General features: G+C 65.2%; 12 protein-coding genes. 4 read left to right on the forward strand and 8 right to left on the reverse strand.

Annotated features, from left to right (window positions below):
- Positions 1–2: 2 nt before the first annotated feature.
- The 4 genes from ACCQ15_RS09470 to ACCQ15_RS09485 all read right to left on the reverse strand — a co-directional run bounded on the left by ACCQ15_RS09470 (position 3) and on the right by ACCQ15_RS09485 (position 4,327).
- Complete coding sequence (locus ACCQ15_RS09470) at positions 3–569, reverse strand: 1,2-dihydroxy-3-keto-5-methylthiopentene dioxygenase (RefSeq protein ID WP_057680758.1); 567 nt, start codon at positions 567–569, stop codon at positions 3–5.
- Between the two features lie 35 nt (positions 570–604).
- A complete protein-coding gene (locus tag ACCQ15_RS09475) occupies positions 605–1,258 on the reverse strand; it encodes a methylthioribulose 1-phosphate dehydratase (RefSeq protein WP_029819274.1) in 654 nt (217 codons plus the stop codon).
- Between the two features lie 89 nt (positions 1,259–1,347).
- On the reverse strand, positions 1,348–2,778 hold the full coding sequence (locus ACCQ15_RS09480) for an amino acid permease (RefSeq protein WP_029819275.1): 1,431 nt from the start codon (positions 2,776–2,778) through the stop codon (positions 1,348–1,350).
- A gap of 76 nt (positions 2,779–2,854) precedes the next feature.
- Complete coding sequence (locus ACCQ15_RS09485; protein WP_029819276.1) at positions 2,855–4,327, reverse strand: amino acid permease; 1,473 nt, start codon at positions 4,325–4,327, stop codon at positions 2,855–2,857.
- Between the two features lie 143 nt (positions 4,328–4,470).
- On the opposite strand from ACCQ15_RS09485, the gene ACCQ15_RS09490 reads away from it, so the two are divergent.
- Positions 4,471–5,061: an NUDIX hydrolase gene (locus tag ACCQ15_RS09490; protein WP_372167399.1), complete on the forward strand. Its 591-nt coding sequence runs from the start codon at positions 4,471–4,473 to the stop codon at positions 5,059–5,061.
- Positions 5,062–5,209: 148 nt separating this feature from the next.
- Here the strand turns inward: ACCQ15_RS09490 and serA are convergent, their stop codons facing one another.
- Complete coding sequence (gene serA, locus ACCQ15_RS09495; RefSeq protein WP_057680755.1) at positions 5,210–6,451, reverse strand: phosphoglycerate dehydrogenase; 1,242 nt, start codon at positions 6,449–6,451, stop codon at positions 5,210–5,212.
- A gap of 208 nt (positions 6,452–6,659) precedes the next feature.
- On the opposite strand from serA, the gene ACCQ15_RS09500 reads away from it, so the two are divergent.
- Genes ACCQ15_RS09500 through ACCQ15_RS09510 form a run of 3 tightly spaced genes read left to right on the forward strand, consistent with a single transcriptional unit; the run spans position 6,660 to position 10,268 of the window.
- Positions 6,660–8,078 carry a D-2-hydroxyglutarate dehydrogenase gene (locus ACCQ15_RS09500; RefSeq protein WP_372381444.1) on the forward strand — a complete coding sequence of 473 codons (1,419 nt, stop codon included), beginning with the start codon at positions 6,660–6,662 and terminating at the stop codon, positions 8,076–8,078.
- 34 nt (positions 8,079–8,112) lie between these two features.
- Positions 8,113–8,412, forward strand: coding sequence for a DUF2388 domain-containing protein (locus tag ACCQ15_RS09505; RefSeq protein ID WP_008571460.1), 300 nt, complete (start codon positions 8,113–8,115; stop codon positions 8,410–8,412).
- Complete coding sequence (locus ACCQ15_RS09510; RefSeq protein ID WP_372381445.1) at positions 8,409–10,268, forward strand: DUF7844 domain-containing protein; 1,860 nt, start codon at positions 8,409–8,411, stop codon at positions 10,266–10,268. The genes ACCQ15_RS09505 and ACCQ15_RS09510 overlap by 4 nt, the downstream gene beginning before the upstream one ends.
- Before the next feature lie 220 nt (positions 10,269–10,488).
- On the opposite strand, the gene ACCQ15_RS09515 is transcribed toward ACCQ15_RS09510, so the two are convergent.
- From ACCQ15_RS09515 to ACCQ15_RS09525, 3 genes are all read right to left on the reverse strand, one after another.
- Positions 10,489–10,875, reverse strand: coding sequence for a hypothetical protein (locus tag ACCQ15_RS09515; RefSeq protein WP_014090056.1), 387 nt, complete (start codon positions 10,873–10,875; stop codon positions 10,489–10,491).
- Positions 10,875–11,441 carry an elongation factor P-like protein YeiP gene (yeiP, locus tag ACCQ15_RS09520; RefSeq protein WP_372381446.1) on the reverse strand — a complete coding sequence of 189 codons (567 nt, stop codon included), beginning with the start codon at positions 11,439–11,441 and terminating at the stop codon, positions 10,875–10,877. Before yeiP ends, ACCQ15_RS09515 begins: the two co-directional genes overlap by 1 nt.
- Before the next feature lie 100 nt (positions 11,442–11,541).
- The gene (locus ACCQ15_RS09525; protein WP_372381447.1) at positions 11,542–12,312 is read right to left on the reverse strand and encodes an SDR family NAD(P)-dependent oxidoreductase; all 771 of its coding nucleotides are present in this window, start codon (positions 12,310–12,312) and stop codon (positions 11,542–11,544) included.
- Positions 12,313–12,385: the final 73 nt, after the last annotated feature.

The following is a 12,385-nucleotide window of genomic DNA, read 5'->3' on the forward strand; positions in this document are numbered from 1 at the left end:
CGTCAGCTGGCCTTGTGAGGTTTCTCGGGGGCGTAGCGGGGGAATTGTTTGGCGATTTCGGTGCCGGTGAAATGTCCGACCCAGCCGTCCGGCTCGGTGAAGAAGCGGATCGCCACAAAGTGCGGTTCCGGCCCCATGTCGAACCAGTGCAGGGTGCCGTCAGGCACGGCAATCAGGTCGTCCTTGACGCATTCGATCTCATAAACCTTGGCATCGACGTGCAGCGTGAACAGGCCTGAGCCGGCGACGAAGAACCGTACCTCGTCTTCCTTGTGGAAGTGCTCGTCCAGAAACTTGGCGCGCATTTCTTCGCGCTTGGGGTTGTCCGGCGCGATGCTGACCACGTCCACGGTCTTGAAGCCGCGCTCGGCGCTGATGCGATCGATATCGGCACGGTAGGCGTCCATCACCTGCTCGGGCGTGGCGCCCGGTTCGACCGGCACGCTGGCATGCCAGCGTTCGAAGGTCACGCCAATCTTCTGCAACTGAGCGGCGATCGCATCGCCGTCGCGGCTATCAAACTCGGGAGTGGCGGGATTGGTGTCGGCAAAGATACGCAGTCGGCTCATGGCGGTCTGGCTCACGAATGGGGGACGGACAGTACTCAGCGCGTGCCGCGCAGTTTCAGCAGTTCGAGTTCGCAATGCAGCAGGAATTCGAACGCTTCCAGGTGACGACGTGCCTCGGCCATGTTGCGGCCCCAGGCATACAGGCCGTGTCCTTCGATGAGATACCCCCACATGCTCTGTTTGTCCAGCAAGGCATCGACCTGCGCGGCCAGCACCTGCATGTCCTGGGTATTGGCGAACACCGGCACTTCCACTGCGGTTTCGTGGGTGGTGTTGCCATCGAAGGCCTTGAGCAATTCGTAGCCTTCGAGCCGAATCACACCGCTGCCTGCATACAGGCGGGAGGCAATCGTCTGCACCGGCGAGTGCGTATGCAGCACGCAACCGATCTCCGGGAACCGGCGATACAGCTGGGTGTGCAGCAGGGTTTCGGCAGACGGGCGCAACGGGCGCCCGACGGCCAGGCCATCGAAGTCCACCACCATGATGTCTTCTTCGACCAGGCGACCCTTGTCGCGGCCGGAGACTGTGATGGCCGCGTGCTGTTCGTCCAGACGGTGGGAGAAATTGCTGCTGGTCGCAGGCGTCCAGCCGGCATGGGCCAGCTCGCGGATATTGGCGATCAGCAGGTGCGCCAGCTCGTGCAGACGCGTGGTGCTGTAGGGCAGGGGGGCAGTGGTCGCATTCATGGACCTATTCTACTGCGCCCCCGGTGCATGGGCAGGTGCAGCGCAGCAGGCATCGTCCTGCCGCGCCAGACGCCCGATCATGCGTGGGCTCAGCGGCCGTCGCGCAGACGGCTGTGGCGATACCCGTAGCCGAAGTAGATCACCAGCCCAACCAGCGTCCACAGGCCCATCAGCATCCAGTTGTGCAGCGTCATCGCCGACAGCAGCGCAAGGCAGCTCAACACGCCGGCGCTGCAGATCAGCCAGGCGGCCGGCATGCGGAACGGACGCGGCAGTTCCGGGTGCGTGCGACGCAGGATCAGCACGCCGGCGCAGACCGCCGCGAAAGCGATCAGCGTGCCCATCGACGTCAATTCGCCCAGCACATCCAGCGGGAACACCGCTGCCAGCAGCGCGATGCCGACACCAGTGATGACGGTATTGACATGCGGGGTGCGGTACTTGGGGTGGATGCGGGTGAAGATCGACGGCAGCAGGCCATCGCGCGCAATGATCATGAAGATGCGCGGCTGCCCGATGATCATCACCAGCACCACCGACGACAGCCCGATCAACGCGCCCACTTCCACGACCACGCGCAACCAGGCCAGCTGCGGATGCGCCGCCACCGCGGTCACCACCGGCTCGTCGGTGCCGAGCAGGGTGTACGGCACCAAGCCGGTCATGACCGCCGCCATCGCGATGTAGAGCACGGTGCAGATCACCAGCGACAGGATCATGCCGATCGGCAGGTCGCGTTGCGGGCGATGCGATTCCTGCGCCGCCACCGACACCGCTTCGAAGCCGATATAGGCGAAGAACACCATCGCTGCGCCGCGCAGCACGCCTTCCATGCCGTACTTGCCCGGGCCTTCGTTGGCCGGGATGAACGGGTGCCAGTTGGAGGTGTCCACGTATTTCCAGCCCACCGCGATCACCAGCAGGATCAAGCCCGTCTTGAGGATCACCATGGCCATGTTCATTGCCGACGACTTGCGGATGCCGACATAGCACAGCCAGGTCAGCAGCAGCACGATCCCGGCGGCCGGCAGGTTGGCGATCGCCCCGGTGGGTTGCAATTTGCCGTCCAGCGGCGCGCTGACGAATGCGGCCGGCAGGTGGATGTCGAAATGCTCGAGCAGGCTCAAGAAGTAGCCGGTCCAGCTGACCGCCACTGCCGAGGCGGACACGCCGTATTCCAGCACCAGCATCCAACCGATGAACCACGCGGCCAGCTCGCCGAAGGTGGCATAGGTGTAGGTGTAAGCGCTGCCGGAGACCGGCACCATCGCAGCGAATTCGGCGTAGGCCATCGCACAGAACGCACAGCACACCGCTGCGAGCACGAACGAGAGCATGATCGCCGGGCCGGCATGGTCGGCCGCCGCCTGGCCGGTGATGACGAAGATGCCGCCGCCGATCACCGCGCCGATTCCCAGGGCGGTCAGCCCCCAGGGGCCAAGCGCGCGTTGCAGGCCCAGCCCGTCGGCCGCCTCATGGCTGGCGTGCGGGTGTTTGGTGGCCCAAAGTTGTTTGAACATGAAGCGGTTCCGGCTTGGCGCTACGCGCGGTCATTGAACAAGAAGACCGGCGTCGCGCGCCGGTCTTGAGAGAAACTTAGGCCCGTTTCGCGAGGCGACTGTGGTGGATGCCGTAGCCGAAGTAGATCGCCAGGCCAATCACGGTCCAGCCCACGAACACCTTCCAGTGTTCCTGGAAGGCCTGGAAGAACAGGAACAGACAGGCCAACGCGCCCAGGGGACAGATCACCATCGCCAGCGGCACCCGGAACGGGCGCGGCAGGTCGGGCTTGGTGAAGCGCAGCACCAGCACGCCGGCGCAGACCGTGGCGAAGGCGAGCAGGGTACCCATCGAGACGAGTTCGCCCAGCACGTTCAACGGGATCACCCCGGCCAGCAGCGCGGCGACCACGCCCACGAACAGCGTGCCGACGTAAGGCGTGCGGAATTTCGGGTGCACCTTGCCGAACAGCTTGGGCATCAGCCCATCCTTGGCCATGGTGTAGAAGATGCGCGGCTGCGCCATCAGCATCACCAGCACCACCGACGACAAGCCGGCAATGGCACCGATTTCCACCGCGGTCTTGAGCCAGGTCAGTTGCGGGTGGGCTTCCAGCGCGGTGGCCACCGGCTTGGCGGTGCCGAGCTGGGTATAGGGCAGCAGGCCGGTCAGCACCGCGCAGACGATGATGTAGATGACGGTGCAGATGGCCAACGACACCAGGATGCCGATCGGCATGTTCTTCTGCGGATCCTTGGTTTCGCCGGCCGAGGTGGAAACCGCGTCGAAGCCGATGTAGGAGAAGAACACGATGGACGCGGCGCGAAATACCCCGTCCCAGCCGAACTGGCCAGGGCCGGTGTTTTCCGGGATGAAGGGGTGCCAGTTCGCCGGGTCGATATAGGAAATGCCAAAGCCCACGAACAGGCAGATCACCACGACCTTGATCGCCACCACGATCGCGTTGGCGAACGCCGACTGGGTGACGCCGACGTAGCACAGGATGCTCACCGCCGCGACGATCAGCACGGCCGGCAGGTTGACCAGATTCCCGGAGCTGACAAAGCCGTGGCCGTCCCAGGCCAGCGGCGCACCCGCCAACTCTGCGGGGAACGGCAACCCCAGGGTGCCGGTGATGAAGCTGATCAGGTAGGCAGACCAGCCGACGGCAACGCTGGACCCGGCGAACAGGTATTCCAGCACCAGACACCAGCCGATGAACCAGGCGATGCCTTCGCCGAGCGTGGCGTATGAATACGAATAGGCGCTGCCGGAGACCGGCATCATCGCGGCGAATTCGGCGTAGCACAGGCCGGCGAAGGCGCAGGCGATACCGGCGAACACGAACGACAGCATCACCGCCGGGCCGGCGTGATTGGCCGCGGCCTGGCCGGTCAGCACGAAGATGCCGGCGCCGATCACCGCGCCGATACCGAGCATGATCAGGTGCTTGGCTGTGAGGGTCCGCTGCAGCGTCGCTTCGCCTTGCAGGCTGCCTTCGACCGATTCGCCTGCATCGACGTGGCCAGCGGGCTCGATCGGTTTGACCCTCAACAGAGACTTCAGCATTCGGTACATCCCTAAGTGGCAAAGCTTGAAGGCGCGGGCGCCCGGACGAATTGGTGCGCCGCATCCCGGTGGGACAGGCAAGCGGCCTACCTTGCCAAAGCTACACGCTCACGACAAGCGCGTACGCAGCATGAATGGCGATAATGGCCGCCTGGCCCGCACCGGGCGACCGAGAACGACAGATAGTGGATGCAACCCTGCAGCAGCAATTGGCGGCGTACCGCCTGCGTTGGCCGGAGGAGGCCGCGCTGGCCGAGCAGTTCGCGCAATTGCTGGACGATGCCACCGATCCGTTCGTGCGCGAGCGTGTCGAAGGTCATTTCACCGGCTCGGCGTGGGTGGTCAGCGCCGACGGCACTCGCACCTTGCTGACCCATCACCGCAAGCTGCAGCGCTGGCTGCAGCTGGGCGGGCATGCCGATGGCGACCGCGATCTGGCGCAGGTGGCATTACGTGAAGCGGAGGAGGAATCCGGACTCGTCGGCTTGCGGCTGGCCGACGGAGAGTTGTTCGATCTGGACCGTCACTGGATTCCGGCGCGCGGCGACGTGGCCGGGCATTGGCACTTCGATGCGCGCTACGTGGTGCTGGCCGGTGCGGACGAGGCGTTCAAGGTCAGCGAAGAATCGCTGGCGCTGGCCTGGCGCCCGATCGCCGAGCTGCTTGCCGATCCCGAGCTCGATCCATCGCTGCGGCGGATGGCGGAAAAGTGGCTGGCGAGCCGGGCGTGGTGATTCGGGATTCGGGATTGGCAGAAGCAGTGGGCCGGCGCCGATCCACCTAGCGGGCCATGTCTGCTCCCACAGCGTGGTTGGACCGATGAACCCACCGGCTGCGGCGAACCGCTGTTACCAATCCCGAATCCCGATTCCCAAATCCCGCTCAATACAGGACCCGCGTCCGCAAGGTGCCGGTGATCTGTCCCAGCTCGTCCTTCAGCACGCCGGCAAGCTCCTCGCTGGCGCTGACATCGATGACCACATAGCCCACCTTGGGGTCGGTGCGCAGGAACTGGCCGTCGATGTTGACGTTATGGCGCGAGAACAATTCGTTGATCTGCGACAGCACGCCCGGCACATTGCGATGGATATGCAACAACCGCAGGCTTTCAGCGTGCTCGGGCAGGGTGACCTCCGGAAAGTTCACTGCCGACAAGGTGCTGCCATTGTCGCTATAGCGCACCAGTTTGGCGGCGACCTCGATCCCGATGTTGTCCTGCGCCTCCAGCGTGCTGCCGCCCACGTGCGGGGTCAGGATCACATTGTCGTGCGCGGTGAGCGGCGATTCGAACGCATCGCCATTGCCCTTGGGCTCGATCGGAAAGACATCCACCGCCGCGCCGCCGATGTGGCCGGAGGTGAGCGCCGCATCCAGCGCGTCGATGTCGATGACGGTGCCACGCGAGGCGTTGATGAGATGCGCCCCGGGTTTCATGCGGGCGATTTCCGCCGCGCCGATCATGTCCTTGGTCGACGGGGTCTCCGGCACGTGCAAGGTGACCACGTCCGAGCGCGCCAGCAGGTCGTCCAGGTCGATGGCCGCGCGTGCGTTGCCCAACGACAGCTTGGTTTCGATATCGTGGAAGATCACCTGCATGCCCAACGCTTCGGCCAGCACGCCGACCTGGGTGCCGATATGCCCGTAGCCGACGATGCCCAGCACCTTGCCGCGCGTTTCGTGGCTGCCGGCGGCCGACTTGGACCAGCCGCCGCGATGGCATTGCGCGTTCTTCTGCGGAATGCCACGCAGCAACAGGATCGCTTCGGCGATGACCAGTTCGGCCACGCTGCGGGTATTGGAGTAGGGCGCGTTGAACACCGGGATGCCGGCCAGCTCGGCCGCGTCCAGGTCCACCTGGTTGGTACCGATGCAGAAGCAGCCGACTGCGATCAGGCGCTTGGCATGCGCCAGCACCTCGGCGCTCAGCTGGGTGCGTGAGCGGATGCCCACAATGTGTGCGTCGGCGATGCGGGCGATCAACTCGTCTTCCGGCAGCGATTTGGCGTGCAGTTCGATCTGCGAGTAGCCGGCGGCGCGGAACACGTCCACGGCGGTCGGGCTGATGCCTTCCAGCAACAGCACGCGGATGTCCTGCTTGGGAAACGAGGTTTTCTTCAGCGACATGGGGGAACGCAATGCAGCAATCGGGCCGGCAACTATGCCAGATGGGGTGCGCGATTGGGTGGCCGCGATGCGGTGTTCGCACCGGCGAAGCCCTTGCGGCGCAACGGTTTCAGCTGAATCCAACGCTGCGTCGGCCGGGAGTGCGCCGGCTGGACGGGGCAGGCCGGCGCTGGCACGCTGTGCGGTTCCTACTGCAGCGCCGCGTGCCATGACCGATCCCCGCCTCCTTTCGTTGCAACAGGCCGTGCCTGCGTTGCGTGTGAAGACCAACCCGGCCGACCTGGAGCATTACGGGCGCGACTGGACACGCCGCTGGACGCCGAACCCACTCGCGATCGCCTTGCCGGGCTCGGTGGAGGAAGTGCAGGCGGTCGTGCGTTGGGCAAATGCGCAAGGCGTGGCGGTGGTACCGTCGGGCGGGCGCACGGGCTTGTCCGGCGGCGCAGTGGCGGCCAACGGCGAATTGGTGTTGAGCCTGGAGCGTTTGAACAAACCGCTGGATTTCAATGCAGTGGATCGCACGCTCACCGTGCAGGCCGGCATGCCGCTGGAAGCGGTGCACAACGCCGCGCGCGAGCATGGGCTGGTGTACCCCGTGGATTTTGCGGCGCGCGGTTCGTGTTCGATCGGCGGCAATATCGCCACCAATGCCGGCGGCATCCGGGTGATCCGCTACGGCAATACGCGCGAATGGGTGGCCGGGTTGAAGGTGGTCACCGGTGGCGGCGAGTTGCTGGAACTCAACAACGCGCTGGTCAAAAATTCCAGCGGCTACGACTTCCGCCATCTGATGATCGGCTCCGAAGGCACGCTCGGCATCGTGGTCGAAGCCACGCTGCGGCTGACCGACCCGCCGCCGCCCAGTAACGTGATGTTGCTGGCGTTGCCCTCGTTCGAAGTGCTGATGCAGGTGTTCGCCGCGTTTCGCGCGCAGTTGCGCCTGGAGGCGTTCGAATTTTTCACCGATCGCGCGCTGGAACACGTGCTTGCGCATGGCGCGCAGGCGCCGTTTGCGCAGGTTTACCCGTACTACGTGGTTACCGAATTCGCCGCAGGCGACGAGGCGCAGGAGGCGGCTGCGATGGCGGCCTTCGAGACCTGCATGGAGCAGGGCTGGGTCAGCGACGGCGTGATCAGCCAGAGCGATGCGCAGGCGGCGCAACTGTGGCGCCTGCGCGAAGGCATCACCGAAGCGCTGGCGCGCTACACGCCGTACAAGAACGACGTGTCGGTGCGCATCTCGGCGATGCCGGCGTTCCTGGCCGAAACCCAGGCGTTGCTGCACGATGCGTATCCGCATTTCGATGTGGTTTGGTTCGGCCATATCGGCGATGGCAACCTGCACATCAACGTGCTCAAGCCCGATGGCACCAGCCAGGTCGATTTCGTTGCGGCCTGCGATCAGGTCACCAAGTTGCTGGCGCAGGCCCTGCAGCGTTTCGACGGCAGCATTTCCGCCGAACACGGCATCGGCCTGGTCAAGAAGGCCTATCTGTGGAGCACGCGCTCTGCCGAGGAAATCGCCTTGATGCGCGGCATCAAACATGTGCTCGATCCTCATCTTTTGCTGAATCCCGGCAAGCTGTTCGAGATGCATGACGCACCTGCCAACACGCCTGCCGGTTAGTCTTCCCGCACCTTCACACGGAATCGATCAGCCCATGATGCGCTCCCTCGTGTTCTGCGCTTTGACGCTGCTGCCGCTGGCAGCGTTCGCATCCAGCCTGGCCGGTACTTCGGCAGGTGCCTCGTCGGCTGGCTCGTCCAATTCGTCCGGCAGCAGCTCCGGCGACGACAAGGTGGTGGCCGACGCCCGCGAAGATGCGGCCGGTTTTGTTGCCAGCGATGGCGTCATCCGTGGTGCGCGTCTGGAAGCGGCGTTGCTGCAGTTGCGTAGCCGTAGCGACGCTGCGCGGCTGGCCAGCGACCTGGAGCTGGCGCAGTCCATTCTGGCCCGGTGAGTCTGCGCCGGCGGTGCGGCTGGCTGCTGCTGGCCGCCTTGGTCGCACCGCAGGCGCAGGCCGAATTGTTGGTCGAGGTGGTTCGCTCGGACTTGCCTGCGGCGGAGATCGAAGCAAGCAACGCGCTGGTGCAGTTGGTCGCACGGCGATTGCCGCAGGGCTGGACGCAGCGGATGGCCGCCCCGATCCAGCTGCAATGGCGCACCGATCTGCCGGCGCAGGTACACGGCCGTGCAATCGGCAATCGCATCCTGCTCGATCGCGCGCTGCTGCAGGCGTGGAGCGCGCAATCCGACGACGCACGTTCCGAACAAAACGCAACTGCCACGCGCGCGGCGATGGCAGCGCTCATACACGAACTGGCGCATGTGTTCGATCGCGGCGCACGCAGCGCGTGGTCGCGCGATCGGCGCCTGCGCGACCTTGCCGGCTGGCAGGTGCGGCCGTGGCGGGTGGGGCGCAGCGACAATCGGTTCAGCGACCGCAGCCCAGACGAATACGAACGCCGCAGCCCGGCCGAGTTCGTTGCGGTCAATCTCGAGCATTACGTGCTGGACGCCGACTACGCCTGCCGGCGCCCTGCGCTGGCGGCCTGGTTTGCGCAACGCATCGGTCCGCCGCAGGGTGTCACGCCCTGCGGGGCCGCGCTGCCGTACCTGCAGGCCGATAACGACGCCGGTGCGATGTCGTTGCTGACGCTGGATCCGGCACGCGTGTATGCGGTGGACTATCTGCTTGCCGAGGGTAACGAGCAGCCGATGAGCCGCTGGGGCCATAGCATGTTGCGCCTGGTGATCTGCGCACCCGGCCGTGCGCCGGGCCCCGCATGCCGGTTGGATCTGCAATACCACCGCGTGCTGTCGTTCCGCGCGTTCGTGGGCGATGTGCAGATTTCCAGCTGGCGCGGGCTCACGGGTTCGTACCCGTCGCGGCTGTTCGTGCTGCCGTTGAACCAGGTCGTGGACGAATACACCAAGGTGGAATTGCGCGCCCTGTCGTCGGTGCCGCTGGCCCTGACGCCCGACGAGGTCGCGGCCCTGCTCGAGCGCGCCGCGCAGGTGCATTGGAGTTACGACGGGCGCTATTACTTCATCGGCAACAACTGCGCGGTGGAAACCTACAAGTTGCTGCATGACGGGGTGCCGCGTCTGGCTGCAGCGAACTTGTCCTCGATCACGCCGCGCGGTCTGCGGCAACGATTGCAGCGTGCCGGCATCGCCGATCTGCAGGTGCTGGACGACCCTGCACAAGCCATCCGCCAGGGCTATTACTTCGAATCGGCGGCAGCGCATTACCAGGCCATGTTCGACGTCCTTCGGCATGGCATCGCAGTGCCGCAAACAACCGTCGCGCAGTGGCTGGAGGCCGCGCCCGAGGTGCGGGCGCAATGGTTCGATCGCGGCGGTCTGCGCGAAACTGCAGCGGCATTGTTGCTGGAGCAGGCGGCCCTGCGTCGAGAGGAATTGCTGGCGCGCGATGCGCTCAAGCGCCTGTTGCAACCGGGCATGGGCGCGCGCGACGCGGTGCAGGGACAGCTGCAAGCGCTGTTCGCGCGCCAGGCGCAACTCAGTCATCCGGCGGTGCTGTTGGGCAGCGCGGGGTATGGCTTGCCACAAGCGGACGAGCAGCAACAGCTGAGCGCGCGCGTGGCGCAGGAAAGCGCGGTGTTGGTCGATGGCTGGAAACAGCTGCAGCTGGCTGGACGCCAGCAATTGCCAGCCAACGTGCGCAATGGACTGCAGCAGGGCGAAGCGAATGTGGAGCGTTTGCGCGCGCGCCTGCGCGTGCTTGCGCGCGGTGATGCCGCCGCCGACAAAGCGCACTCGGAGGTGCGCATCCCTATGCAGGTGCAATAGCACGCGTGCCGGCCCCTCTCCCGCTGGGAGAGGGTTGGGGTGAGGGCAGGGGCAGCCCGGATTCTCCGAATTGCCTCGCCCTCATCGAGCGGGCGGCGCGCCACCCTCTCTTGGCGAGAACGGAACGGCTGCAGTCTTCAGCCGTGAGTTGTGGCGACGCTGCCACTAGCAGGAGTAATCCACCTCACTGGCACGCAGCTGTCAGATCAGCCGATGCATCTCAGCCGGCCGGTTGCAGATCCGCTTGCTTGGAATACTGGCGCAGCCATTGGCTGACATGCGCATCCTTGCGGTACTGCCGCATCAACTTGGCCAGGCGTTCCGGTGCCGGCGTGCAGAACTGTGCCACGGCGACTTCGATTTCGTGCCGGCGGTCGGCGTCATACGGCTCTTCGCCGGCGAAGTGCTCGCAGGTGTCGTAGTCGTCGACCAGTTTGCGCACATCCTCCGGCATGCCGCACAGGCCTGCCGGATGCTGCAGCCATTCGTCTTCCACCTTGGGATCGGTGCAGGCCACCGGCGCAGGCGTTGCGGTCTGCGTCGGTGTTTGTTGCACGCTGCAGGCCGCCAGCACACCCACGGCCACGACAACAGCAACGCGACGCATCAGTCGGCGCGACCGGCAAATTCGCCCGTGGTGGTGTTGACCAGCACGCGTTCGCCAATGGTGATGTACTCGGGCACCATGATTTCCATGCCGGTGTTGAGCTTGGCCGGCTTGGGCCGCTTGGTGGCGGTGCCGCCCTTCAATTCCGGCGGAGTCTCCACCACTTCCAGCGTCACCGTCTGCGGCAGTTGTACGGCCACCGGCTGGTCGTCGATCACTTGCACGTAGATGCCGGTCAGACCATCGGTGATGTAGCCGGCGTCGGTGCCGATCACGTCCGCATCCAGCGTGTACGGGGTGAAGTCTTCGTCGTCCATGAACACGAACGCTTCGCCATCCTTGTACGAGAACGTGGACTGCCGGCGCAGCAGCTCCACTTCCGGCAGGTTGTCGTCGGCATCGAAGCTGGCGTCGGTTTTCACCCCGCCCGGCACGCTGTACATGATGAAACGAAAGCGCACATTGCCGCCGCGGCCCTGCGGCGAGCTGCGTTCGATGTCGCGGATCTGGTAAATGCCGCCGTTGTATTCGACGACGTTGCCTTTCTTGATGTCGTTGGCTTTCATGGGAATCGGGAGTAGGGAATGGGAAATCGAAAAAGCCGGGGCCGGGGTGCTGAGAGCAGGGCGCCGTTACGATTCCCCATTCCCGATTCCCCAATCCCCGCTACTTGGGTACCAACCGCACGCCGCCGTCCAGGCGAATCACTTCGCCGTTGAGGTAGCGGTTGCGCAGGATGAAGGCGACGGTGTCGGCGTATTCGTCGGGCTGGCCCAGACGCGAGGGGAACGGGATGGAGGCGGCCAGCGATTGCTGCACGGCCTCGGGCATGCCGTCGACCATCGGGGTCCAGAACACGCCCGGCGCGATCGTCATCACGCGGATACCGAAGCGCGCCAGTTCGCGTGCCATCGGCAAGGTCATGCCGACCACGCCGCCTTTGCTTGCCGAATACGCTGCCTGGCCGATCTGGCCCTCGAATGCCGCCACCGAGGCGGTATTGACGATCACGCCGCGCTCGCCGTCATCGCCGGCGGTGTTGTGTTGCATGACATCGGCAGCGGCCTTGGCCACGTTGAAGCTGCCGACCAGATTCACCAGCACGGTGTTGCGGAAGGTGGCCAACGGCATCGGCGCTTCCTTGCCCAGCACGCGACCGGCGCCCAGGATGCCGGCGCAATTCACCACCAGGTTGAGCCCGCCCAGCGCCTGTGCAGCCTGCGCCACATTGGCGGCCACCTGCGCTTCGTCGGTGACATCGGTGGCGAAGTAATGCGCGTTGCCGGCACCGAGCAGCGCCAGCGCCGACTCGGCCTTGTCGGCGTTGACATCGAACAACGCGACCTTGCCGCCGTCGGCCACCAGACGCTGTGCGACCGCCAGGCCGAGGCCGGAAACGCCGCCGGTGACGATGGCAAGAACAGAAGAGGGCTGCATGCGGTGGTTCCCTAAAATAGCGTTGGTGGCCGGTGTTGGCGGCAAACGAACGATCGGCGGAGCGGTCTGCAAT

The sequence above is a fragment of the Xanthomonas sp. NCPPB 1754 genome (assembly GCF_041475725.2).
Lineage (GTDB): Bacteria > Pseudomonadota > Gammaproteobacteria > Xanthomonadales > Xanthomonadaceae > Xanthomonas > Xanthomonas euvesicatoria.